Origin of the sequence: Mesorhizobium sp. WSM4306 (assembly GCF_007003975.1) — a bacterium.
In the GTDB taxonomy this organism is placed as follows: Bacteria; Pseudomonadota; Alphaproteobacteria; order Rhizobiales; family Rhizobiaceae; genus Mesorhizobium.
On record NZ_VFTC01000024.1, the window covers coordinates 37,943 to 63,250 of the forward strand.

At 63.8% G+C, this 25,308-nt stretch carries 19 protein-coding genes; 8 read left to right on the forward strand and 11 right to left on the reverse strand.

Annotated features, from left to right (window positions below; translation table 11 throughout):
• Positions 1-133: 133 nt before the first annotated feature.
• A complete protein-coding gene (locus FJV77_RS24075; RefSeq protein ID WP_142869089.1) occupies positions 134-748 on the forward strand; it encodes a LysE family translocator in 615 nt (204 codons plus the stop codon).
• A gap of 9 nt (positions 749-757) precedes the next feature.
• Here the strand turns inward: FJV77_RS24075 and FJV77_RS24080 are convergent, their stop codons facing one another.
• From FJV77_RS24080 to FJV77_RS24090, 3 genes are all read right to left on the reverse strand, one after another.
• Positions 758-1,084 carry a hypothetical protein gene (locus FJV77_RS24080; RefSeq protein WP_142869090.1) on the reverse strand — a complete coding sequence of 109 codons (327 nt, stop codon included), beginning with the start codon at positions 1,082-1,084 and terminating at the stop codon, positions 758-760.
• Positions 1,085-1,207: 123 nt separating this feature from the next.
• Positions 1,208-1,645, reverse strand: a complete 438-nt coding sequence (locus FJV77_RS24085; RefSeq protein ID WP_142869091.1) for a hypothetical protein — start codon at positions 1,643-1,645, stop codon at positions 1,208-1,210.
• Positions 1,646-1,649: 4 nt separating this feature from the next.
• Positions 1,650-2,213 (reverse strand): peroxidase-related enzyme, encoded by a 564-nt coding sequence (locus tag FJV77_RS24090; RefSeq protein WP_142869092.1) that lies wholly within the window; start codon positions 2,211-2,213, stop codon positions 1,650-1,652.
• A gap of 130 nt (positions 2,214-2,343) precedes the next feature.
• On the opposite strand from FJV77_RS24090, the gene FJV77_RS24095 reads away from it, so the two are divergent.
• Together FJV77_RS24095 and FJV77_RS24100 are read left to right on the forward strand one after the other, a co-directional pair.
• Positions 2,344-7,134 carry an NAD-glutamate dehydrogenase gene (locus FJV77_RS24095; protein WP_142869093.1) on the forward strand — a complete coding sequence of 1,597 codons (4,791 nt, stop codon included), beginning with the start codon at positions 2,344-2,346 and terminating at the stop codon, positions 7,132-7,134.
• Positions 7,135-7,286: 152 nt separating this feature from the next.
• Positions 7,287-8,666, forward strand: a complete 1,380-nt coding sequence (locus FJV77_RS24100) for an MFS transporter (protein ID WP_142869094.1) — start codon at positions 7,287-7,289, stop codon at positions 8,664-8,666.
• 169 nt (positions 8,667-8,835) lie between these two features.
• Here the strand turns inward: FJV77_RS24100 and purH are convergent, their stop codons facing one another.
• From purH to FJV77_RS24115, 3 genes are all read right to left on the reverse strand, one after another.
• A complete protein-coding gene (purH, locus tag FJV77_RS24105) occupies positions 8,836-10,452 on the reverse strand; it encodes a bifunctional phosphoribosylaminoimidazolecarboxamide formyltransferase/IMP cyclohydrolase (RefSeq protein WP_142869095.1) in 1,617 nt (538 codons plus the stop codon).
• 107 nt (positions 10,453-10,559) lie between these two features.
• The gene (locus tag FJV77_RS24110) at positions 10,560-12,284 is read right to left on the reverse strand and encodes a heparinase II/III family protein (RefSeq protein ID WP_142869096.1); all 1,725 of its coding nucleotides are present in this window, start codon (positions 12,282-12,284) and stop codon (positions 10,560-10,562) included.
• Between the two features lie 217 nt (positions 12,285-12,501).
• Complete coding sequence (locus FJV77_RS24115) at positions 12,502-13,344, reverse strand: AraC family transcriptional regulator (RefSeq protein WP_142869097.1); 843 nt, start codon at positions 13,342-13,344, stop codon at positions 12,502-12,504.
• A gap of 92 nt (positions 13,345-13,436) precedes the next feature.
• On the opposite strand from FJV77_RS24115, the gene FJV77_RS24120 reads away from it, so the two are divergent.
• Complete coding sequence (locus FJV77_RS24120; protein WP_142869098.1) at positions 13,437-14,372, forward strand: phytanoyl-CoA dioxygenase family protein; 936 nt, start codon at positions 13,437-13,439, stop codon at positions 14,370-14,372.
• A gap of 158 nt (positions 14,373-14,530) precedes the next feature.
• Here the strand turns inward: FJV77_RS24120 and FJV77_RS24125 are convergent, their stop codons facing one another.
• Both FJV77_RS24125 and htpX read right to left on the reverse strand, forming a co-directional pair.
• Complete coding sequence (locus FJV77_RS24125; RefSeq protein ID WP_185970411.1) at positions 14,531-15,916, reverse strand: RsmB/NOP family class I SAM-dependent RNA methyltransferase; 1,386 nt, start codon at positions 15,914-15,916, stop codon at positions 14,531-14,533.
• On the reverse strand, positions 15,907-16,929 hold the full coding sequence (gene htpX / locus FJV77_RS24130) for a zinc metalloprotease HtpX (RefSeq protein ID WP_142869100.1): 1,023 nt from the start codon (positions 16,927-16,929) through the stop codon (positions 15,907-15,909). Before htpX ends, FJV77_RS24125 begins: the two co-directional genes overlap by 10 nt.
• Before the next feature lie 105 nt (positions 16,930-17,034).
• Between htpX and FJV77_RS24135 the strand changes: the two genes are divergently transcribed.
• Positions 17,035-17,256, forward strand: a complete 222-nt coding sequence (locus tag FJV77_RS24135) for a DUF1674 domain-containing protein (protein ID WP_142869101.1) — start codon at positions 17,035-17,037, stop codon at positions 17,254-17,256.
• Between the two features lie 127 nt (positions 17,257-17,383).
• Here FJV77_RS24135 and FJV77_RS24140 read toward each other — a convergent pair whose 3' ends face one another.
• On the reverse strand, positions 17,384-18,049 hold the full coding sequence (locus FJV77_RS24140) for an HAD-IA family hydrolase (RefSeq protein WP_142869102.1): 666 nt from the start codon (positions 18,047-18,049) through the stop codon (positions 17,384-17,386).
• Between the two features lie 182 nt (positions 18,050-18,231).
• Here FJV77_RS24140 and FJV77_RS24145 point away from each other — a divergent pair, with 182 nt between their 5' ends.
• The 3 genes from FJV77_RS24145 to FJV77_RS24155 all read left to right on the forward strand — a co-directional run bounded on the left by FJV77_RS24145 (position 18,232) and on the right by FJV77_RS24155 (position 22,391).
• Positions 18,232-19,101 carry a transglutaminase family protein gene (locus FJV77_RS24145; protein WP_142869103.1) on the forward strand — a complete coding sequence of 290 codons (870 nt, stop codon included), beginning with the start codon at positions 18,232-18,234 and terminating at the stop codon, positions 19,099-19,101.
• A gap of 294 nt (positions 19,102-19,395) precedes the next feature.
• A complete protein-coding gene (locus FJV77_RS24150) occupies positions 19,396-20,757 on the forward strand; it encodes a pilus assembly protein (protein WP_142869104.1) in 1,362 nt (453 codons plus the stop codon).
• Between the two features lie 365 nt (positions 20,758-21,122).
• Positions 21,123-22,391, forward strand: a complete 1,269-nt coding sequence (locus FJV77_RS24155; RefSeq protein WP_142869105.1) for a cyclopropane-fatty-acyl-phospholipid synthase family protein — start codon at positions 21,123-21,125, stop codon at positions 22,389-22,391.
• Positions 22,392-22,522: 131 nt separating this feature from the next.
• On the opposite strand, the gene FJV77_RS24160 is transcribed toward FJV77_RS24155, so the two are convergent.
• On the reverse strand, positions 22,523-23,269 hold the full coding sequence (locus FJV77_RS24160; protein WP_142869106.1) for an MOSC domain-containing protein: 747 nt from the start codon (positions 23,267-23,269) through the stop codon (positions 22,523-22,525).
• A gap of 48 nt (positions 23,270-23,317) precedes the next feature.
• A complete protein-coding gene (acs, locus tag FJV77_RS24165; protein ID WP_142869107.1) occupies positions 23,318-25,273 on the reverse strand; it encodes an acetate--CoA ligase in 1,956 nt (651 codons plus the stop codon).
• Positions 25,274-25,308: the final 35 nt, after the last annotated feature.

Genomic DNA, 25,308 nt, shown 5'->3' on the forward strand with positions numbered 1-25,308 from the left:
CCCTCTCCGACCGCTTCGCGGCCACCTCTCCCCCACTTCATGGGGGCGAGGAAACCAGGCCTTGTACCGCCTTTGCCAGGACCGTCGCTTCCGGGTTATTGTCGCGGCCCAAACCTTGAAGCAGAGATCCATCATGCACCTCACCTCACTGCTGATCTTCGCCGCCGCTTTGTTCGTCGCCGCCGGCTCACCCGGGCCGTCGATCGCAGCCCTCGTGGCGCGCGTCATCTCGAAAGGCTTTCGCGATGTGTTCCCGTTCCTTCTCGCCATGTGGATCGGCGAGGGCATCTGGCTGTCGCTGGCGGTGTTCGGGCTGGCCGTCGTGGCGCAGACCTTCCACTTAGCCTTCGTCGTCGTGAAATGGGTGGGTGTTGCCTATCTCGCCTACCTCGCCTGGAAGATGTGGACCGCACCCGTCGACGCCAGGGAAGGCGAGATGCCGCGTGAAGACTCTCCCGCAAAACTGTTCTTTGCCGGCATGGCGGTGACGCTCGGCAATCCCAAGATCATGATGTTCTATCTGGCGCTGCTGCCGACCATCATCGACCTCGCTTCGGTCAGCGTCATCGGTTGGGTCGAGCTGACGGCGACCATGGCCGTGGTTCTGATCGCCATCGATCTTGCCTGGGTGCTCGCCGCCTCACAGGCGCGCAAGCTCTTGAAGAGCAAGCGGGCGATGAAGATCGCCAATCGCATCAGCGCCGGCACTATGGCTGGCGCCGCGGCGGCGATCGCAGCGCGGTCCTGAACCGGCGCGTCAACCCATCATATTGAGGATCGGCGCGATCTCGACGTTGCAGTTCGGCTCCATCAGGATCGGACAATCCTTGGCCTTGCTGGTGGCGTCGTCGATGTCTTTCGCTTCGATGATTGAATAGCCGCCAGTCGGGTTGCTGCCGCCATTGTTCTCGACGTTGCCGCCGGGCAGGACGGTCTTCGACATGCCAACCGGATTGCCGCGGTCGACCACAGCCGAACCAAGCTTTCCGAACCAGCCCGTCCAGGTGTCCGTCAACGCCTTTAGATCGGCCTCGTTCGCCGGGATCTTGCCGGAACCGTGATAGATGTAGAGAAACTTCGCCATGTTCTCCTCCCTTCATCAGCGGCATCGAACCGGCATGCGGTCACGCCGCCCGCCGATCATCGGACCAAAAAGCCATTCACGCAACGAGAATGCGCGACAGCTAATGTCAGGTATGATGTCGGACTAAACCTTGTCCAACAGGTCCATATCTGAAGTGCCTACCTTCCAGCCGGCGAAGCACCCCAACACGCCACAAGCCGCGCATCGTTCGCCGACATAAAGCCAGCGAACGCCAGCACGCCCCGGGTAAATGGAGAAGCCAACGCCGACATTCGCGGCTTCGGAACCGCATTCAACGCACACAAAGCGCTCGGGCTTGGACTCGGCCCAAAATTCCTCACTGTCGCAGATAGAATGTTCTAGCCCGCAGACTGTGCACGTTCGTCGCGCCACGCCCTCGTCATCATCGGCGTCGAGGAGAAACGAGATGGAGCCGCATTTGCATCGGGCGAGCCTGAAGTCGTGAACCTCATAGCCTTCGGTGGCATACCCCTCCAGGTATTCCGCAATGTCGGTGGGCTCGCTGCCAACCCACCATTTGCCCGACGTGTCTATCGTCATGCTATCACCTTGCCATGGCGTGGTATTCGTCGTTCGGCCGCATGTCGATTGCCGCGGCCACGCGGTTGGACATGTTGAAGAAAGCGGCGGTCGAGGCGATGTCCCAGATGTCGCGGTTGCTGAAGCCGGCGTCGCGCAGTGCTGCCCGGTCGGCCTCGACGATCTTTGCCGGCTCTTCGGTCAGCTTGACGGCGAATTCCAGCATCGCCGTCTGCTTCGGGGAAAGGTTGGCGGCGCGGAAATTCATTACCATCATCTCGCCGAAGGCCGGGTCGCCGGAGAGCTGGCGCACTGCCGCGCCATGCGCGGTCAGGCAATAATAGCAGTGGTTGATCGAGGAGACGACGACCGCGATCATCTCGCGCTCCAGCTTCGACAGGCCGGATTCACCGAGCATCAGGTCATTGTAGGTGTCGGTAAAGGCGCGCAGCTTCTTCTCGTCGAAGGCGTAGGCAAGAAGGACGTTGGGCACCAGGCCGAGCTTTTCCTCGCATTTGGCGAAATAGGCTTTTGTCGCCTCGCTGAGCTCGGCGATGCCGAGGTCAAGGGCGCTGATTTTGCCGGACATGGGTCTTCCTCCTCGTTCATTGCCGCCTGACCGCCGAATTCCGACAATTCTTAGCGAGCCGTCAAACCTTTGTCGCCAAACGGCGGTCATCTGCTACCATAGTCGTAAAAGCATGTGACGGGAGGACATCATGGCGAGCGTGAAATCCGCAGCTAAGTTGAAGAAAAAAGCCACCGCAGCGGTGAAAACCGAGGACAGGCCGGCCAGGCTTGCCGACTATCTGCTGGCCCGCGCGCCGGCTGAAGACATTGCAACCTACGCCCCCGCCGACCTCGAGCGCGCCGCCGAACTGGCGGGTCGGGCCGTCGCCGTCCACAAGAAAGGCCAAAGTGTTGTCGCCGTCGATGCCGATTCCGGTGTCTCTCGCGAGGGCCGGCCGGTGACGGTCATCACCGTCGTCAACGACAATATGCCGTTCCTGTTCGATTCGATCCTGGGCGAGATCACCGAGACATCAGGCGAACCGACGCTGGTCACCCATCCGGTCATCGTCGTGCGCCATGGTAAGGCCGGTGTCGACGAGGTCGTCGGCGACGGCAGCATCCTCAAGGACGACGGCACCCACGACCGGCTGAGCGTCGTTCATGTCCACATCCCGCGCCTGACGGCGGAGCAGGCGAACGGCTTGGCCGAGCGCCTGCGCAAGATGCTTAACCAGGTCCGCGCCGCCGTCAGCGACTGGAAGCCGATGCTGGCCCGTCTCGACCAGGCAATCTCGGAGTTCCGCTACTCGGCGGTGCCGCTCGACAAGAAAAGCGTCGCCGAGGCAATCGCCTTTCTCGAATGGCTGCGCGACGACAATTTCACCTTCCTCGGCATGCGCGAGTTCAAATATGTCGGCGGCGAGGATAGCGGCACGCTGGAGCGCGCCGACAAGCCTGGCCTCGGCATCCTGGCCGATCCGGACGTGCTGGTGCTGCGGCGCGGAACCGAGGCGGTGTCGACGACGCCGGAGATCCGCGCCTTCCTTCATGGGCCGGAGCCGCTGATCGTCACCAAGGCCAACGCCAAGTCGCTGGTGCACCGCCGCATCTATCTCGATTATATCGGCGTCAAGACCTACACCGCCAAGGGCGCGCTTGCCGGCGAATTGCGCATCGTCGGCCTGTTCACCTCGACCGCCTACACGCGCTCGGTGATGAAGATCCCGTATCTGAGGTCAAAGGCCGAAACCATCATCGCCAAGTCCGGTTTCGACCGCCACGACCATTCCGGCAAGGCGCTGATCAACGTGCTGGAAAGCTATCCGCGCGACGAACTGTTCCAGGTGCCGGTGCCGGTCCTGAAGAAACACGCCGCAGCCATTCTCGGCCTGATCGAACGGCCGCGGGTGCGGGCGCTGGTGCGCGTCGACCAGTTCGACCGCTTCGTCTCCATCCTCGTCTTCGTGCCGCGCGACCGCTATGACAGCGTCGTGCGCGAGAAGGTCGGCACGTACCTCAAGACCGTTTTCGAGGGCCGGCTGTCGGCTTACTATCCGGCCTTCCCTGAAGGCGGGCTGGCGCGGGTCCACTTCATCATCGGCCGCTCCGGCGGCAAGACGCCGAAAGTCGAGCCGGCGGCGATCGAGGCGGCGATCCGCGACATCGTGCGCACCTGGGACGACGCGCTGGCCGAGGCGGCGGAAGCCGGCGGCAGCGATCCGTCGCTGAAGGCGATCGCTGCGCGGCTTCCGGAGGGCTATCGCGACTCCTTCAGTGCCGCCGTGGCACTGGCGGATGCCGGGCGCATCGCCAAGATCAGCGCAAGCAATCCGATCGCCATCGACTATTACCGGCATGCCGAGCAGAAGCCGCATCAGGCGGCATTGAAGATCTACCATCACGGCAGCCCGGTGGCGCTGTCGCGGCGGGTGCCGGTGCTGGAAAACATCGGCTTCCGCGTCATCAGCGAGCGCACCTTCGAAGTCGGCGAGGATGGCGGCGACACCGTTTTCGTCCACGACATGGAACTGGAGAACAGCTACGGCAAGCCGATCGACCTCGCCGACGGTGGGGCGCTGTTCGAGGACGCCTTCCTGTCGGTGTGGCGCGGCGACGTCGACAATGACAGCTATAACGGCCTTGCCCAGACCGCCGGCCTGTGGTCGGGCGAAGTCACCATCCTGCGCGCCTATGGCCGCTATCTGCAGCAGGCCGGCATTCCGCAGAGCCAGGATTTCATTGCCGCAGCCCTCAATCGCTATCCGGACATTGCACGCGGCCTGCATGCGCTGTTCATCGCCCGTCTCGGCCCGACCGCTGAGACGGACGGCGTCGTTGCCGCCAAGCACCTCAAAGCCAAGATCAAGGATGCCTTGGAAGAGGTGCCCAATATCGATGACGACACCATCATCCGCCGCTATCTCAATCTGATCGAATCGTCGCTGCGAACAAACCATTTCGTTGCCGAAACGAAGGCCAGGGGCCAGTCGCTGGCGATCAAGCTGGACTCGCAGGCAGTCGAGGGCCTGCCGGCGCCGCGGCCATGGCGCGAGATTTTCGTGTACGGGTCCGAGGTCGAAGGCGTGCATCTGCGCTTCGGCCCGGTTGCGCGCGGCGGCCTGCGCTGGTCGGACCGCGCCCAGGACTACCGCACCGAAGTGCTCGGCCTGGTCAAGGCGCAGCAGGTCAAGAACGCCGTTATCGTGCCGGTCGGCGCCAAGGGCGGCTTCTTCCCCAAACGCCTGCCCGCAGGCGGCAGCCGCGACGCTATCTTCGAGGCCGGCACCTCGGCCTACAAGAACTTCGTCTCCAGCCTGCTGTCGATCACCGACAATATCGGCCTGGACGGCGTCATCCCGCCGGCCGGCGTTGTCAGGCGCGACCCCGACGATCCCTATTTCGTCGTCGCCGCCGACAAGGGCACAGCGACCTTCTCCGACACCGCCAACGCAATCTCGGAGAAACACGGCTTCTGGCTCGACGACGCCTTCGCCAGCGGCGGCTCGGCCGGCTACGACCACAAGAAGATGGGCATCACCGCCAAGGGCGCCTGGGAAGCTGTGAAGCGGCATTTCCGCGAGATGAATCGCGACATCCAGACCTCGCCCTTCACCGTCGTCGGCGTCGGCGACATGTCGGGCGACGTGTTCGGCAACGGCATGCTGTTGTCGCCGCAGACCAGGCTGATCGCGGCCTTCGACCATCGCGACATCTTCATCGATCCCGATCCGGACAGGGTGGCGTCGATGGCCGAGCGCGAGCGCATGTTTGCCCTCCCGCGCTCGTCCTGGCAGGACTACGACAAGACCAAACTGTCGGAAGGCGGCGTGATCGTCTCGCGCAGCCAGAAGTCGATCACGCTGCCCGCAGCAGCGGCGGCGGCGATCGGCCTAGCCAAGACCACCGCGACCCCGGTCGAGATCATGACCGCCATCCTCAAGGCGAATGTCGACCTTCTGTGGTTTGGCGGCATCGGCACTTATTTGAGGGCCTCGGGCGAAACCAACGCCGATGTCGGCGACCGCGCCAACGACGCCATCCGCATCACCGCGCTCGATGTCCGGGCGAAAGTGATCGGCGAGGGCGCCAATCTCGGCGTCACGCAGCGCGCCCGCATCGAGTTCGGTATGAATGGCGGCCGCTGCAATTCCGACGCCATCGACAATTCGGGTGGCGTGAACTGCTCCGACGTCGAGGTCAACATCAAGATCGCGCTGGCTTCCGCCATGCGCAAGGGGTCGCTGACCCGGCAGGCGCGCAACAAATTGCTGGCCGAAATGACCGACGAGGTCAGCGGGTTGGTTCTGTCCAACAATTACGAACAGACGCTGGCGCTTTCGATCGCGCGCAAGCGCGGGCTTGCCGACATCGCGCATCAGAGCCGTTTCATGACGGCGCTGGAGGCGCGCGGCCTGCTCGACCGTGCGGTCGAGACGCTGCCGTCGCCGGCAGCCCTTGCCGAGCGCGAGGCGCGCGGCGAGCCGCTGACCCGGGCCGAGCTCGGCGTGCTGCTTGCCTATGCCAAGATCGTGCTGTTTTCCGACATCGTCGCCAGTGACGTGCCGGACGATGCGCATTTCGACCGTGACCTGATGGGCTATTTCCCTGACCGCATGGCGAAGAAATACGCCACTGAGATCCACGGCCACCGTCTGCGCCGCGAGATCATCGCTCGCGTCGTCGCCAACGATCTCGTCAACCGCGGCGGCCCGTCCTTCGTCAACCGGCTGCAGGAAGCCACAGGGCGCAGCGCCGCCGATGTGGTGCGCACCTTCGCCGTGGTGCGCGATGGCTTCGGGCTGCCGGCGCTCTACCGCGAGATCGACGCGCTCGACAGCCAGATCGATGGCCAGGCACAGCTCGACCTCTACCAGTCCGTCAGCCGGCTTATCTTTGTGACCAGCGGCTGGTATCTGAAGAACGATGCGGGCGCCGCAGCGCTTGGCCAGCGCATCGCCGAATTGCAGGAGGCGCGCAAGGCGCTGGAGCCGAAGCTCATCTCACTGCTGCCGGCCTTCTCGCGCGAGCGGATCGAGGAGCGGCGGCACGGCCTGTTCAAGGTCGGCGCGCCGGAAAAGCTGGCCGAAAAGCTGGCCCTGGCCGATCTGGCTGAATTGATCCCCGATATCGCACTGACGGCGCGCACGGCCAATGCCGACATCGTTGCGGCGGCCAAGGCGTTCTTCGCCGTCAGCGACGCCTTCCGCATTCCGCGCGTCGAAGAGGCGGCGCGGTCGATCACACCGTCGGATTATTACGACCAGCTGGCGCTGTCGCGCGCCACAGACACGATCGGCGCGGCGCGACGCGGCATCGCGGTGGCGGCTCTCACCGGCCATGCCGGGACGGCCGACCCTGTGGCGGCCTGGCTGGAGGCCGGCGGCGAGAGGGTAGCGCGCATCCGCGAGCGCCTGCAGGCACTGACCGAAGGCGGCGACATCACCGTGTCGCGGCTGTCGGTGGCGTCCGGGCTGATGAGCGATCTGACGGGGATGTGAGGCCTTACCCTCCTCCCTTGTATCGCCGCGAAGCGGCGGGGTGGGGGTGCGGCACCGACCCCCACCCGGGGCGCGGCGCTTGTTAATTGCATGAGCACCGGAAACATGCAGACATGGCGCCCGACACGGGCGGAGCGGATGTCGGGGGAATCATGGCGGCAGTAGAAACAGTGCAGCGGGCATCGGGACGCGGCATCTGGGGGTGGATGCTGTTCGACTGGGCGGCGCAGCCGTTTTTCACCGTCGTCACCACCTTTATCTTCGGCCCCTATTTCGTCTCGCGCATGGCCAGCAATCCCGAAAGCGGTCAGGCCGCCTGGGGTTATGGCATCGCCGCTGCGGGCCTGGTCATCGCCGTTCTGTCGCCAATCCTTGGCTCGATCGCCGACCAGACCGGCCCACGCAAGCCATGGATCGCCTTCTTCGCCTCGATCAAGATCATCAGTCTTTGCCTGCTGTGGTTCGCCGCGCCCGGTTCAAACCTTTTCCTGGTGGTGCTGTTCTTCTCTCTGGCTTCGGTCGCGGCGGAATTTTCGACCGTGTTCAACGATTCGATGATGCCGCGCCTGGTGCCGAAGAGCGAGATCGGCCACATCTCGAATATGGCCTGGGGCCTCGGCTATCTCGGCGGCATGATCGCGCTGATCTTTGTCGTCACCTGCCTGGCGGGCTCGGCGGAGACCGGCAAGACGATCATCGGCATCGACCCGCTGTTCGGGCTCGACCCGAAATTAGGCGAGGACGCGCGCGCCACGGGGCCGCTGTCGGCTGGCTGGTATTTCCTGTTCATCCTGCCGATGTTCTTCTTCACGCCGGACGCCATCAAAGGCATTCCGATCGTGCCGGCGGTCCGCGAAGGCCTGTCGGAGCTGAAGTCGACACTGACCGAAGTGCGCCAGCGCAGTGGCATCCTTCGCTTCCTTGTCGCTCGCATGATCTATCAGGACGGCGTCAACGCGCTGCTCGCCTTGGGCGGCACCTTTGCGGCGGCGATGTTCCACTGGTCGATCACCGAGATCGGCATGTTCGGCATCATCCTCAATGTCGTCGCTATCGTCGGTTGCCTGGTTGCCGCGCGTCTCGACACCGCGCTCGGCTCCAAGACGATCGTGATGATTTCGCTCGTCATGCTCAGCCTCGCCACCATCGGTATCGTTTCGACCGGGCCTGGTTACACGCTGTTCGGCGCCTGGATGATGCCGGGGGCCGATAGCGGCGGCCTGTTCGGCACGGCGGCGGAAAAGGCCTACATCTTCTACGGCTTGTTGATCGGGCTGGCCTTCGGGCCGGTGCAGGCATCGTCGCGCTCCTACATGGCGCGTAGCGTGACCGCTGCCGAGTCCGGCCGCTATTTCGGCATCTATGCGCTGGCCGGACGTGCGACGAGTTTCCTGGCGCCGTTCATGGTGGCGTCGATCACGCTCGCCAGCGGCTCGGCGCGGCTCGGTATGGCTGCGATCGTGCTGTTCTTGGGCGTCGGCATCGCGATATTGATCTGGACGCCATATCCGGCGGATCAGCCGGTGGAGTGACTGCGTTCTTCCTTCCCCCTTGTGGGGAAGGTGGCCTCGCGAAGCGAGGTCGGATGAGGGGTGTTCCAGGGAACGCCGACGCCTCACTCCGCTGGAGCACCCCTCATCCGTCTTGCCGCTTCGCGGCAATCCACCTTCTCCCACAAGGGGGGGAAGGGAAGTGCGGCGCTCAATGCCTGAAATGCCTGACCCCGGTAAACACCATCGCGATGCCATGCTCATCGGCGGCGGCGATGACGTCGTCGTCGCGCATCGAGCCGCCGGGCTGGATGACGGCGGTGGCCCCGGCTTCGATGGCTGAGATCAGCCCATCGGCGAAGGGGAAGAAGGCATCGGAGGCAACCACCGAGCCTTTGGTCAGCGGCTCCGCCAGGCCAGCCGCTTCCGCCGCGTCGAGCGCCTTGCGGGCGGCAATGCGCGAGGAATCGACACGGCTCATCTGGCCGGCGCCGATGCCGACGGTGGCGCCGTCCCTGGCGTAGACAATGGCGTTCGACTTGACGTGCTTGGCGATGCGGAAGGCGAATTTGAGATCGGCCATCTCAGCCGCTGTCGGCGCGCGCCTGGTCACCACCTTGAGTTCGAGATCGTCGACCACCGCATTGTCGCGGCCCTGGACGAGCATACCGCCGGCGACGGACTTCACCGTGGTGCCGGCAGAACGCGGATCGGGCAGGCCGCCGGTGACCAGCAGGCGCAGGTTCTTCCTGGCGGCAACGATGCGGACGGCGTCTTCCGAGGCGTTCGGCGCGATGATCACTTCGGTGAAGGTCTTGACGATCTCCTCGGCCGCCTCGGCATCGAGGATGCGGTTCATGGCGACGATGCCGCCAAAGGCCGAGACCGGATCACAGGCCAATGCTCTCGCATAGGCCTCGGTCAGTGACGCGCCTTCGGCAACGCCGCACGGGTTGGCGTGCTTGATGATGGCGACCGCGGCGCAGCGGTTGGGATCGAACTCGCCGACCAGTTCGAAGGCGGCGTCGGTGTCGTTGATGTTGTTGTAGGACAGCTGCTTGCCCTGCAACTGGCGGGCCGTGGCGACGCCCGGACGCTTGTCGCCGTTGACGTAGAAACCGGCGCTCTGATGCGGGTTTTCGCCATAGCGCATGACGCTTTCCAGCTTACCGCCGAAGGCACGCCATGTCGGATGCTCGATCTCCAGCGTCTCGGCGAACCAGCCGGAAATCGCCCCATCGTAGCTGGCGGTGCGGGCAAAGGCCTTGGCTGCCAGCTTCTTGCGGAAGTCCAGCGACAGTGAGCCGATGTTCATCTCCAGCGCATTGAGCACCGAGGCGTAGTCGCCGGGATCGGTGACAATGGCAACATAGGCGTGGTTCTTGGCCGAGGCGCGGATCATCGCCGGACCGCCAATGTCGATGTTCTCGACGATCGCTGCATAGTCGGCGCCGGACCGGCGGACCTCCTCGAACGGGTAGAGATTGGAGACGAGGAGATCGATTGGCTCGATGCCGTGATCGTGCATGGCCTTGGCATGTTCGGGATCGTCGCGCACGCCGAGCAGCGCGCCATGCACCGACGGATGCAGTGTCTTGACGCGGCCGTCCATGATCTCGGGAAAGCCGGTCAGTTCGGAGACGTCGCGCACGGCCAGCCCCGCATCGGCGATCGCCTTTGCCGTGCCGCCGGTCGACACCAGCTCGACGCCGGCCGCGGCCAGGCCTTTGGCGAAGTCGATCAGGCCGGTCTTGTCGAAAACGGAAAGCAGGGCGCGGCGGACCGGAACGAGGTCAGGTGCCGGAATGTTCTTGGCGGCGACGGCCATGGGCTGGCGGCCTTTCAGGGCTGATTGGAGAGCGTTGCCGGGCCGTAGCACATGACATCAGGAAATCAAGCAGGAAGGTCGAGCCGGGAGGCCGGCCGCCGCAATGGTCAGTTGTTCTCGGGGTAGCCGGCGATGCCGGTGCGCGTCAGCTGCCAATGCACCTCGGCAATCTCCGAGGCCTTGAAGGTCAGCACGATCTGACGGCTGCGCCGCGGGCCGCCAAGGCCGGCGAAATAGATCGATTCCTCCACTTCCGGCACCACTTCGGTGCAGGTGAACACCCAGGTGTCGGCCTGGTCGGCGGTCAGCACTAGGCGGTCATGCTCGTCCTGCAGTAGGTTGATGTCGGGATGAATGTGGAAGCGCACCACGACGAAGTCGCGGCCGTTGTTGCGGATCGCTGCACCGCCGGGACGCAGGAAGCGGTCCCGTCCGGCAAGCACATTACCCTCGCTCGACAGTTTCAGCTCACGCTCATGCTGGAAGCCGAAGCGCTGGACGTAGCCGTCATGGCGGGCGATAAAGCCTTGCGCGCCCTTCTGGTCGATGCGCTTGCACGGCACATGCTGCGGGCCACCCAGCAATGGCGTGCCGAGCAGGTCGTTGACGCGCAGCGAATGGGAAAAACGCGCCGACGAGGTGTCGTTGATGGTGGCGGTCGAATGCGCCGCCGTGGCGCGGGCCAGCGGCCGGAATTCGGCGGCACCATAGGTGTCGATACCGGCATTGACGACATAGTGCTGGCGGCCGGAAGACAGTTCGAAGGCCAGGCACCCGGCATGCGCGGCGTTGGACACGTCGACGGGCGGCGACGCGCCGGTATCGGCAATGACGGTCACGCCGCCCATAGACAGCCGCTCATAGCCGGAATGCGGTGCGTGCAGCAGCGGCGCGCCGGCGGTGTCGTCGTGGCGCAATATGGTGGCGATGCGGTCGTGGATGGTGGCGCCCATGCCGTTGAAGCGGGCGAGGCTGCCGTCCTGGTGACGGAAGAAGCGCAGCGCCGGCAGCATGCGGTCGATGGCGCCCATAAGCGCTGCCGGCGGTGTCTCGGCCTGGTTGGCATAGGTCTGGCGCAACGGCAAAAGGTCGGCGAGCAGTTCAAGCACCGCCATCGGGTTGCGCGAAATATGGCCGCCATCGGGAAGGATCTGCCGGTCGAGTTCCTCGGCCAGATTGCGGGTGGCGCCGCGCAATGCCGAGGCCGGCGCCGGCAGCGACAGCGCGGCGAAGGCAAGCGCGATGCGGGCGCGCAGCCTGTCCTTGCCGTCCGGCATTTCGCGCGCCATCGAGCGCAGATAGCGGATCTGCACGGCGAGCGATTTCAGAAAGGCGCGATAGAACGGAAATTCGGCCCCTTGTAGGACAACCGAGGAATGTTGCAGCCAGGCGATGACGCGCTTGGCGGTCGTGCCGGGCTCCCAAGCGATGCCGGAAATCTGGTTGCTATGCATGGCGATCCAGTCGGAAACCAGCGCGCGGGCATTGGCTGCGGCCAGCTCGGTGCCGGCGGCGCGCATGTGGCGCAGCCAGCGGAAGCCGTGCAGCGTTTTCACCCAACCACGATTGGCAACGTCGATCTGGAACGGCGATTTGCCGCCGGTCTCGACCAGATGGCCCGACAGCGGATAGCGGCCATAATAGATTTCGAGCGCGATCTGCGGGTCGGCGAGCCTGAGATCCGGCGGCGCAATCAGGACGCGCTCCGGCGTGCGTCCGGAATAGCGCCAGCGATAGACTGGCCCTGCCCGCAGGCGCCGGCGCGTCTTGCGCCAAAACTCCTTGGCGACAAGCGTCCACAGACGTGTCGTACTGCCGGCAGCCAGTGCCAAAACCCCTCCTCGTCACCTAGTGATAGAGCATGATGTTGTCCGAAAGCCGCGTCACACTTTTCGGCATCATGCTCCGGTACCCCAGCACAAGCTTATATGCTTCAAGAACTTATGCGAAGTCGAATTCGATCGACGTGAACGGCTTCACGCTCCCGGCGGCCGGTCAACGCCGAAAAAAGTCGAGCGATTTCCGGGGGTAAGCCCGACAATCCGGCACTCACCTGCGGTTGTGACGCGATCGGAACTCGCTCGGCGAACAGTTTTCGCGATCGCGAAACAGGCGCGAGAAATAAAAGGCGTCGTGGATGCCGACGGCGGCGGCGATGGATTCAATCGACGAATCGGAACCGGCCAGCATCTGCTTGGCGCGGTCGAGCCGAATGCGCAATTGAAAGGCCTTGGGGGACATGCCGGTGGCCAGCGCGAACCTGCGGCGCATGGTTGCCGGCGACATCCCGAATTTCGCGGCGAAGACGTCGAGATCGATCGGATCGCAGGCGCAGCGGCGCAATTCGTCGATGATGGGCCGGATGTCGGCGGCACCGTGAAGGCCCGGATCTCGTTCTCGATTGCTCCGATCCGCGGCTTGGCGGGCGGCCCGCACGACGATGCCATGCATCGTGGCAGCGGCTTCCGCCTGGCTCAGCACCGTATCGAGCGAAAGCTCGCTGTGCAGTCTGTCAAACAGACGCTGCATCTCGCTGAGATCGTGCAACGGCACGACGGGTGCGTCCTCGGCGATGAGCCGCAGCCGGGTGAAATCCCGCGTCAGGGCACCGTCGAACAGCGCCCAGCGCTCAAGCCAGCCGGAGGCGTCCGGTCCATAGGAATGCGTCTTGCCGGGAAACAGCCAGAACAAAGCGGGCGCTGTGACCGTCTGCACGCCGAAAGCTTTGGTTTCGAGCCAGCCTTGACCATCCTCGACCAGCACTACGGCGAACTCTGGCAACTTGCGTATGTTGATCGCCTGGGTGACGCGATGCCGGCCAATCCCGGTAACCGACAGGCCGCCAGCGGCGGACGGCGCCGATCTGTAGAGTGCAAAAGGGCGATCGGGCATGAGCGAAAAGTCCAGTCTTTCGTTCTATCCATGGCCGGAGCGATGGCAGACGTGGCACTGCTTGCTGAGATGACAATTCGTGGATGACTGAAATGTCAAGATCAACAAGCCGAGCAGAGCTTGAGGACACTGTTCCGCCGATCGCTCTGATCGCGAACGGCAAGACATTGTCGACGGCGCCGAACCGGCTGGGCTATCTCTCGCCGACCGACCCCAAGGTCGGCATCGAGACGATCCGCAAGCTCTTTGCCGAGCAAGGCTATGTCTGGCTGAAAGGCGTGCTGCCGCGCAGCGACGTCATCGATTTTCGCGGCTGGGTGTTTTCGCATCTGGCCGATACCGGGCTGCTGAAGTCTGGGTCCGATCCTGCGCTTGGGCAGGCGGCGGCCGGTGTATTCGACCGCCAGCTCGCCGATCGCCGGCTGATGGCGCTGGTTCGTTCCACCGCCTATGAAGGATTTTGTGCGCAGCCGCCGATGTCGCGGCTGATGGATGCGTTTGTCGGCGGGCTGTCCTACCTGCACAAGCGCAAGCTCATGCGCTTCACCCTGCCCGGCACGACTGTGGCGACGCCGGCGCATTACGATCTCGTCTATCTGCGCGGCGGCACCAGCCGCATCGTCACGGCCTGGATCCCGATCGGCGACGTTTCCGTCGACATGGGCGGTCTGGTCTATCTCCAGGGATCACACGCGATCGGCCTCGATATGGAAGCCCGCTTCGCCAGGGACAATGCCGGGCTTAGCCCCGAGGAACGCATCAGCGCCTTTAACAGAAACATGAGCGAAGGCGGCTGGGTGTCGAAGGATCTGCCTGGCATGGCGGAGCGCTTCGACACACGCTGGCTGATCGCGGATTTCGAGGCCGGCGATGTCGTCCTGCACTCCCCCTACATGATCCATGCCTCGACCATCAACAAGAGCAGGGAGGGGCGTATCCGGCTCTCCACCGATATCCGCTACCAGAATGTCGACGATGAGATCGATGCGCGGTGGGGGAAGCCCTGGTCGCTTGACGACATGCTTTAGGATGTATCGATATTCAGGTGAGGCCGGCCTGCGAGCGCCGGTTTCTTGCGCTTCCGGTGCTCACGTACTTCAGTACGCTCCGCTCCGGTTCTCAGAAACCGCCGCTCTCGGCGCGGCCTGACCTGAATCTCGACACATCCTGGGCGACGCGTTGCACCCTAAGCGACACGCCGCATGCGGGCGGCGAAGAAGCCGTCCAGGCCGGAAATCCCCGGCGAACCTAGGTCGAAATCGGCTGGTGTGGTGCGCAGCGTGCCCTGGCTGGTCAGGAAAGCATCGATGCCGTCGATCTCGCCCGGCTGCAATGGATCGTTGGCGATGGTTTTGTTGCCGGCCAGAAAGACGCGGTAAAGATCTTCGCCTTCGATCGGGTCGAGCGAGCAGTTGGAAAAAACAATCCGACCGCCCGGTTTGACCAAGGTGACGGCGCGGGCGAGCAGCCTTGCCTGCAGGTCGGCAAGCTTTTCGACATCGGCCATGGTCTTGGTCCACGGTACGTCGGGATGCCGCCGCACCGTGCCGGTGGAAGAGCAGGGGGCGTCGAGCAGGACGGCGTCGAAAAGCTCCGCCGGCTGGTACTTCAGCAGATCGGCCTGGACGATGTCCGCCGACAGGCCGAGCCGTTCGAGGTTCTGCGTCAGTCGCGCCAGGCGGTTCTTCGAGGTGTCGACGGCGGTGACTTTTGCGCCGGCCAGGATCAACTGGGCGGTCTTGCCGCCCGGTGCGGCGCAGAGGTCGGCGACGCGCAATCCTTTGACATCGCCGAACAGCCGTGCCGGAAAACTGGCCGCGGCATCCTGAACCCACCAGGCGCCATCCTCGAAGCCGGGCAGTTCGGTGACGGAGGCGCTGAGCTTTTCCACCCGGATCGTGCCGGTCGGCAGCACGATGCCACCGAGCTTTTCGGCCCACAGTTCGGGATCGGCCTTGACGGTGAAGTCGACCGGAGCCTCCACCCGGTGAGCAGCGAGAATCTGCTTCGTCTTGTCGGCGCCATAGGCGGCCTTCAGCCTATCCGAGAACCACTTTGGCGCTTCGTCGGTGGCGGCGAGGGCTGCCGGCAGTTCGGTTTCCTTGGCGCGTGCCAACGTGCGCAGCACGCCGTTGACGAGGCCGGAAAAGCGCTGCGTGCGGGGATCGGATTTTGCGTGGGTCACGGCAAGGTCGACGGCGGCGCTGTCAGGAATGTCGAGGAACAGGATTTGCGCCGCCGCGACATGCAATAGGTGCGACAGAGCCGTGGCGTTCGGTGGCAGCGGCTTTTCCAACCGGCGGGCGAGGAGCCCGGCAATGGTCATGCGGTAGCGCAGCGCGGTCACCAGTATGGCGCGCACCAGGCCGCGATCGCGCATATCGAGCGCCTTGTATTGCGGGTGGCCGTTCTCATGGTCGGTCAGCCCGTCGAGTGGTGTCCTGGCATCGATGACGGCGGCCAGCAGCCGCGCCGCCGCCTTGCGCGCGGCGAGGCCGGCGAACGGTTCGTCGGAGCTGGTTTCGCGATTGCCTGAATGTGCGGGCCGGCCTCTGGCTTCGCTCACGACCACGGACCTTTGGGTCCGGTCGGGTTGCGGCCCCACGGGTTGGGCTTTGGCTGTTCCGGTTCGGCCGGCGGCTCGGGCTGCGCCGGCCTGCCCCATGGACCTTGGCCATCGGCCTGCAGTTCTTCGGTGGGCACGGGCGCTTGGCGCGGCGCCGGCTGGTTGGTGCGGCCCGCCATGTCGCGCGCCATCGCCTGCAGCGCGGCGATGCGGTTGTCGGTGTTCGGGTGGGTCGAAAACAGGCTGTCCATGCGCTCGCCGTGCAAGGGATTGATGATGAAGAGATGCGCGGTCGCGGGGTTGCGCTCGGCATCCGGGTTGCGGATGCGTTCGGCGCCGCGAGCGATCTTGTCAAGCGCTGATGCCAGCCAAAGCGGATTTCCGACGATTTCAGCACCCCGCCGGTCGGCCTCGTACTCGCGCGTGCGGCTGACCGCCATCTGCACGATCATGGCGGCAAAGGGCGCGACCAGCATCGCCACCAGCACGCCGACAAAGCCGAACGGATTGTTGTTGTCGCGGCTGCCGCCGAAGAAGAAGGCGAAATTGCCGAGCATCGAGATGGCGCCGGCGAGCGTCGCCACGATGGTCATGGTCAGCGTATCGCGGTGCTGGATGTGGGCGAGTTCATGCGCCATGACCGCCGCCACCTCCTCATGCGAAAGACGCTCCAGCAGGCCGGTCGAGGCCGCGACGGCGGCGTTCTCGGGATTGCGGCCGGTGGCGAAGGCATTGGGCTGCGGGTTGTCGATCAGGTAGGTCTTCGGCATCGGCAGGCCGGCCTGCTTGGCAAGCGCCTCGACGATGGCGTAAAATTCGGGCGCGTTCCTGGCGTCGACCTCGACGGCATGGTTCATCGACAACACCATCTTGTCGGCGTTCCAGTAGCTGAACAGGTTGGTGCCGGCGGCGACCAGGAAGGCGATCATCATGCCGCCGGTGCCGCCGATCAGGAAGCCGACGCCCATGAACAGCGCCGTCATTGCGGCCAGAAGCATGGCGGTGCGTAGCGTGCTCATCGTCTGCTCCGTTTGCGGCCGCGGCAAAAAGGGGTCGATCCGGGTGTCATCATCGCTATATGATGGGAAACGCCGCCTCTCGTTTCAATCCGCCGGAACTATCGCATGACCGACGAAACCAGCAAAGCCGACACCGATCCGTATGGCGCTGCGCCTCCGAAGGACCTGACACCCGCCGCCCGCCGCGCGCTGGCCGAGGCCAAGGCGCGCCGTGACGAGTATCGCCAGAAGGAAGCTGCGCTGCCGAAAGAGGTCGGCGGCCGCGGCGGCAAGGAACCCGGTCGCTACGGCGACTGGGAGGTCAAGGGCTTGGCTACGGATTTCTAGAGTTCGGGAACAAAGAGCTGAGGAAATGAAGAACTGAAGAACTGAAGAGTTGAAGAAAGGCGCATCGCGCACGATGGTTTCAGTTCCTCAGTTCCTCAGTTCCTCAGTTCCTCAGTTCCTCAATTCCTCAGGCCGCGCTGCGCTGCGGCTCCAAGGTCATCCAGCCACCGTCATCGACGGCGATGGCGACAGCGTCATAGCCGGCTATCGCGGTATGCTGCGTCGCCATCGGGTGCTGGTGGGTGGCGCTGATCACCATCACCGACGCTCCTGCCGTCTCGGCGGCTGCGATGCCTGCCGGGGCATCTTCGAAGACCAGGCAATCGCCTATATCGACGCCGAGCCGTTTTGCCGCGAGCAGGAAACAGTCGGGCGCCGGTTTGCCGTGCGAAACATCCTCGCCCGCGACCATCAAGGCCGGAACCGGGATGCCGGCCGCCTGCATGCGCAGCAGCGCCAGCGGGCGCGGCGCCGAAGTGACGATCGCCCAGCGCTCGGGCGGCAAAGCGTTGAGAAACGGCACGGCGCCGGCGATCGGAAGCACGCCTTCGACGTCATCCGACTCGGCCTGCAACAACACATGCGCCTCGTGGACCGGGTCGACACCGGGAAGCGCCAGCCTGGTGATGGTCTCGACCGCGCGCACGCCGTGGATCGTCGGCAGGAAGGTTTCGACGTCGAGACCATGCCGACGCGCCCATGCCGCCCAGACCCGCTCGGCCGAAGCAATCGAATTGAGCACCGTGCCATCCATATCGAAGAGGAAGGCGGCGAATTTTCTGCCTGCAAACATAAGATTTTCCAACGGGGTCAGGGAGCGTTTCAGGAGGGTCAAAACATGTCGTTCGACGGTAACGTCGCCACGCCCGCCTGGGAAGGCGTGGGCGGTCCTTTTCGATAGTTCCAGGGAACCATGGTCCCGCTTCTGGCGTTTGAGCAAGACTGTTTTCCACGAGATCGACGGGGGGACTTGCGATGCTGATCCGGCTTGGCTACGAAATCGCCATTGACTGTGTGGACGCCACGCCGGTCATCTCGCTGCTCGAGATCCATGCGGACCGGCAGGCCGACATCAAGCGGCAGACGCGCGTGCTGACCTCGCCTTCGGTGCCGAGCAAGGTCTATCACGACCTGTTCGGCAATGCCTGCCGCCGCTTTGTCGCGCCCGCCGGCAATTTCCGTATCCTCTACGACGCTGCCGTCGAGGACAGCGGTGAGCCCGACGAGGTCAACACGCTGGCCAGGGAAGTGCCGGTGTCGGAACTGCCGGACGATGTGCTCGGCTATCTCCTCGGCAGCCGCTATTGCGAGACCGACCATCTGGGTGGGCTGGCCTGGCAGCTTTTCGGCCATCTGCCGTCCGGCTGGGCGCGGGTGCAGGCGATTGTCGACTATGTCCATAACCGGTTGTCCTTTGGCTATGGCTATGCCCGTCCGACGCGCACGGCCGCACAGGCGAATGAGGAGCGGGTCGGTGTCTGCCGCGACTTCGCCCATCTGGCGATTACGCTGTGCCGTTGCATGAACATCCCGGCCCGCTATGTGAACGGCTATCTCGGCGACATTGGCGTGCCGGTCGATCCGGCGCCGATGGATTTCTCGGCCTGGATGGAAGTCTACCTCGACGGCAAGTGGTACACGTTCGACCCCCGCCACAACACGCCCAGGATCGGCCGTGTCGTCATCGCGCGCGGCCGCGACGCCACGGATGTGCCGCTGCTGCACAGTTTTGGCCCGCATCGGCTCAGCCTGTTCAAGGTCTGGACCTACGAGCAGGAAGGCAAGCTGTTCAATCCGCCCTATCACGGCGTCGACAAGACCGTCGGCGCGCACATGCTCGCGTAGAGCGGTTCTTGGCCCGGATTCTGGTCCGCTTCGACACACTGCATCCTCCGGACATCTGTGCCGGATCGGGACCGGCATTCGGCACGCAGTGGATCATGGTAAGCGCTTCGTAAACGAAGTCGCTTGCGTGAATTTCCGTTTACCGTCCGTTCACTTTGCTGCGATGCAGAACCCAGCAAAAACAATGGCTTGAATGATGGCCGGCTGCTTTCGCGGAGGCAACCGCGCGATCCGGCCGGAATCCTGCATCGGCCTTCCTGCGGCGACGAGGCCGAGGCGAGCGGAGGCTGAAGCATGCGGAATTATGGGGATCTTGTTCACGCGGCGGGTGTTTTCACCAGGGATCGCAGTGGAAGTTTCGCGGTGTTGTTCGGCCTTGCCGCTTCGGTCCTGGCGCTCAGCGTCGGCTTTGCCGTCAACATCTCCCAGATTTACAACGCCAAATCGAGCCTGCAGGGCGTGGTCGATGCCGCCGTTACCTCCACGGCGCGCGACCTGACCACCGGGGTCATCAAGGAAGCCGATGCCAACAAGTCGGTGCAGGCCTTTCTCGACGCCAACAGCATGGCAGGCATCTTGCAGGCCGATCAGATCGTTCTCGACAAGCTGACCGTCGACAGGACCGCCAATACGGTCACGGCCGACGCCCACGTCGATGTCGGGCTTTACTTTCCGCTGTTCAGCGTCGGCGACATGCAGCGTGTCGGTGCTTCCACCTCCGCGCTCTATTCCGACAAGACCATCGAGGTCTCGATGATGCTGGACGTCACGGGCTCGATGGCTGGTCAGAAGATCAAGGATTTGAAGGCGGCGGCAAGCAATGCCGTCGATGCCTTCCTTGCCGGCCAGGACTTGTCCAAGCCGCGGGTGCGCGTCGCCATCGTGCCCTACGCCAATTCGGTCAATGCCGGCGCGCTTGCCGCCGGCAGCGTGTTTGTCGAAACCAAGTCCAGCCAGCGCAAACAGGCTCCGGCCAATGGCGACCCGCAAGCCGTCTCGGCATCGACGCGTCCGGACAATTGCGCCACCGAGCGCAAGGGCGCCAACCAGTATACGGATGCCGGCCCCGATGTCGGCATGGTCAATCGCGACTATTTCCTGTCGGGCTTCGCGCAAAACACCAATACGGCGGCTTGCCCGGCCGCGGCGCTGATGCCGCTGACGGCCGACGCCAACGCGCTCAAGAGTGTGATCAAGAACTTTTCCGCTTCGGGCGGCACCGCCGGCCACATCGGCGTGCAGTGGGCCTGGTACATGCTGTCGGAAAACTGGGGCAGCGTGATGAAGGCGTCGCAGCGGCCGGCCAAAATGGACCTAAAGAAAGTCGCCAAATTCGCGATCCTGATGACCGACGGCGAGTTCAACCTGTCCTATTTCGACGCCAGCAGCGTGGATCAGGTCTACAACAACGCGGGCAAGGAACCGACCCGTACGGCAGCCAAGACCTTGTGCGGCGCGATGCGCAACAAGGGCATCGAGATCTTCACCATCGGCTTCGATCTCACCGAGCAGAACGCCAAGGCGACCTTGCAGGATTGCGCCAGCCCGGACACCGGCAGCATCAAGCATTTCTACCAGGTTGCCAGCGGCACTGAACTCAACGATGCCTTCCAGACCATTGCCCGCAACATCGAGAACCTGTCTTTGACCAAGTAGGGGTTCCGGTTGGCTCCAAAGGAAAAGGCCGCCGCTTCTTGACGAAGCCGGCGGCCTTCCGTGTTTCCGTCCATGGCGCGGCCGATGGCGGTGACCGAAGTCACCCACCGCGCTTCTCGCGCCTTAACGGGAAGACTGCTTCCCGAAAGTGCAATCCGCTGAGGCCACGTTCTGGAAAACGAAATCACTCGACATCGGATCACCTCCTTTCGATTTGTTGAACACACCATCATGATGGAGTGCGTTGCAGCAAAAGACAAGATGCCGGTGTGAAATAGCCGGCGGCCGGCTTTTCCGGGCCGGGTTGCGATCGTCCGCCCAGCCGGGCAAACTCCCGCTGGGAGACCAGCATTCGGAGGAATGGCATGGAAGCAGCCGAGAAGGCCGCGCGCATCGTTCGCACGGTGATCGAAACGCTGAAGCCGGGTTTTGCGGTCAGGCTGTGGACCGGCGAGCGGATCGGTCCTGCCACCGGGCCGGTGCTCACCATCAACGACCAGGACATCGTCTGGCAGGTGGTGAAGCGGCCGTCTTTGTCGACGCTGATCGAGATGTGGATTTCCAAGACGATCGACATCGAAGACGGGACGATTTTCGATTTCTACGCCCTGCCGTCGCAAGGCAAGCTCAGAACCAAGATCAAGTCGCTGCCGAAGCTGGCGATCCTGCGCGACCTGCCGGCGGTGCTGTTGTCACGCAGGCAGATGAGTGCGCGGACCGATCTGTCGGGGCGCAATCCCTATGTCAGCGGATCGAGCCAGGAAGCGATCCAGCATCACTACGACATTTCGAACGCCTTCTACCGGCTCTTCCTTGACGAGCGCATGGTCTATAGCTGCGGCTATTTCACGGATTTCGCCAACGGCATCGACCAGGCGCAGGCCGACAAGCTCGACCATATCTGCCGCAAACTCCGGCTGAAGCCGGGCGAAAAGCTGCTCGACATCGGCTGCGGCTGGGGCGCCATGCTGATCCATGCGGCAAAGAATTACGGCGTCGTCGGCCACGGCGTGTCGCTGTCGCAGGCGCAGACGGACCTCGCTCGCGAGCGTATCCGCGCCGAGGGGCTGGAAGACCGCATCACCATCGAGATCAAATCCTATGCGGAGCTCGAAGGCAGCTTCGACAAGATATCCTCGATCGGCATGTTCGAGCATCTCGGGCTCGCCAACCACGCCACCTATTTCAAGACCGTCCATCGCCTGCTCAAGCCGGGCGGCATCTATCTGCACCACGCCATCACAAGGCGCAGCAAGGGCGATTTGAAGAAGACCCTGCGCAAGGGGCCGGAGTTCAAGGCGCTGCTCAAATACATTTTCCCCGGCGGCGAACTCGACACGATCGGCATGACGCTCGGCAATTTCGAGGCGCATGGCTTCCTGGTCTATGACGTCGAGAATTTGCGCGAACACTATGCGCGCACCTGCCGGCTGTGGGCCGAACGGCTGCAGGCCCGCTTCGACGAGGCGGTCGCCGAAGTCGGCGAGGCCAAGGCGCGGCTGTGGCTGCTCTATCTCACCGGCTGTTCGATCACCTTCGAGCGCGCCTCGGCACAGATTTTCCAGACCGTCGTCACCAAACGCGCGCGCGGCCCGAGCGGCCTGCCGCCGACACGGGCGGATCTGTATCGGTAGTGATCTGTCTGATCCGGGGCTGGACCGGCGCTAGAGCGTTTCACCGTTTCACGGAAACGGCGAACCGCTCTATCTCTTTGTTTTCACGCAATTCCGGACGGAAAACCGCACACACTTTTCCTGGAACTGCTCTAATCCTGAACGAACCGCATCGGCGCGCCGATCTCGACGCTGGCTGGCCTGTCCACCGTGCAATAGACGCCGAGATTATGGGCGTTGTGGCGGACCAGATTGCGCAGGATGCCAGGGTCGTGGTCGAAGCCGTCCTGGGAGATGATGGTGAAGCCGCAGCGGCGGCATGGTGCCGAGATGGTCACCAGCAGGTCGCCGATGGCGAGCTTGCGGCCGATCCATTCGGTCTCGGGAAACGAACCTTCGACCGCCGCCATGTCGACGACGATGTTGGGGCGGAAGCGGCGCGGGTCGGGACTACACTCCGGGTGCAGCGCCTTCAGCCACGCCAGCGACGCCGTGGTCAAGAGATGGATCGGCGCCTTGTGGTAACGCTCGGCTGTCAGCGGGCCGGAATAGCCGGGCGCGACGTTTTCCCTGCGGAACGGCCGGATCGAGGCACCGAAGCCGAGATAGGTCGAAACGGCGCTGTCGCATTCGGCGCCGGGCGCATGCAGCCAGTCGCCCTCTGGCACGGCGATCTCCAGCTGATGATCACCGGTCAGCCGGGTGCGGATACGCGGCACCTTGTGCCATTTCGCGTCGCGATCGGGCCGCGCAATCTCGTTGTCGGAGACATCGACGAGGCCGAACAGGCGGTCACCGTCGATGGTTTCCAGGCCGACCGAAATGGCGTCCCGGCATTCGCCGGCGAGCGAGCTCGCGGGATAGGGCCAGAGTTCGGTGACGGAGCCAAGCTCAGCCATTTCGCGTCTCGCCAATCGTGTCCTGCCAAACCTTGGGCGGAATGATCGTCAACCCTTCTTGTTCTGCCGGTTGGCGATGAGATCATCGACCACGGCCGGATCGGCCAGGGTCGAGGTGTCGCCGAGCGCGGAAAAATCGTCCTCGGCGATCTTGCGCAGGATGCGGCGCATGATCTTGCCGGAGCGAGTCTTCGGCAAGCCGGGGGCGAACTGCAGCTTGTCGGGCGTGGCGATGGCGCCGATTTCCTTGCGGACATGGGCGACAAGCTCCTTGCGCAACTCCTCGCTTGGGTCGACGCCTTTCATCAAGGTGACATAGCTGTAGATGCCCTGGCCCTTGATGTCGTGGTGATAACCGACGACGGCGGCCTCGGACACCTTGTCGTGGCTGACCAGTGCCGATTCGACTTCCGCGGTGCCCATGCGGTGGCCGGAGACGTTGATGACGTCGTCGACGCGGCCGGTGATCCAGTAATAGCCATCGGCGTCGCGGCGGCAGCCGTCGCCGGTGAAGTATTTGCCCTTGTAGGTCGAGAAATAGGTCTGCACGAAGCGGTCGTGGTCGCCATAGACGGTGCGCATCTGGCCGGGCCAGGAATCGGTGATGCAGAGATTGCCGTCGGCTGCGCCCTCGATCACCTTGCCTTCGCCGTCGACCAGCTGCGGCTTGACGCCGAAGAAGGGCCGCGTCGCCGAACCGGCCTTGAGGTCGGTGGCGCCGGGTAACGGCGTGATCAGGATGCCGCCGGTTTCGGTCTGCCACCAGGTGTCGACGATCGGCACCTTGCCGTTGCCGACGATGTTGAAATACCACTCCCAGGCTTCCGGGTTGATCGGTTCGCCGACCGAGCCCAGCACACGAAGCGACTTGCGGGAGGTCTTCTTCACCGGCTCGTCGCCTGCGCCCATCAGCGCGCGCAACGCCGTCGGCGCGGTGTAGAAGATGTTCACCTTGTGCTTGTCGATGACTTCCCAGAAGCGCGACTGCGTGGGGTAGTTCGGGACACCTTCGAACATCAGCGTCGTCGCACCGTTGGCGAGCGGGCCATAGACGATGTAGCTGTGGCCGGTGACCCAGCCGACATCGGCGGTGCACCAGTAGATATCGCCGTCATGGTAGTCGAAGACATATTGGTGCGTCATCGAGGCATAGACGAGATAGCCGGCGGTGGTGTGCAGCACGCCCTTCGGCTTGCCCGTCGAGCCCGAGGTGTAGAGGATGAACAGCGGATCCTCGGCCTTCATCTTCTCCGGCTTGCAGTCGCCCTTCACCGTCGCGGTCTCGTCATGGTACCAGACGTCGCGCCCGGCCACCCAACCGATCTTGCCGCCGGTGCGGCGCACGACGACGACCTTATCGACCTTGGTGCCGGCCTTGGCGGCGATCTCGATCGCCTTGTCGGTGTTTTCCTTCAGCGGGATCGGCTTGCCGCCGCGCAGGCCCTCATCGGCGGTGATGACGAAAGTAGACTTGCAGTCGTCGATGCGGCCGGCCAGCGCGTCCGGCGAAAAGCCGCCGAAGACGATCGAATGGATAGCGCCGATGCGCGTGCAGGCCAGCATCGCATAGGCGGCTTCCGGGATCATCGGCATGTAGATGGTGACGCGGTCGCCCTTCTTGACGCCGTGTTTCTTCATCACATTGGCGAGCCGGCAGACGTGCTCGTAAAGCTCGTAGTAGGTGACCTTCTTGTCGTCGTAGGGATTGTCGCCTTCCCAGATGATGGCGGTCTGGTCGCCGCGCTTCTTCAAATGGCGGTCGATGCAATTGTACGAGACGTTAGTCAGGCCGTCCTCGAACCATCTGATCGAGACCTTGCCGTCGAAGGAGGTGTTCTTGACCTTGGTAAAGGGCTTGAACCAGTCGATGCGCTTGCCGTGCTTGCCCCAGAACCTGTCCGGATTCTTCACGCTGTCGGCATACCATTTCAGGTAGGTGTCGTTGTCGATCAGCGCGTTCTTCTTCCACGCCGGCTGGACGCGGTGGACATGGACCTCGGACATTTCTGGCATTCCTCCCCAAACTATCCGCCGATTTG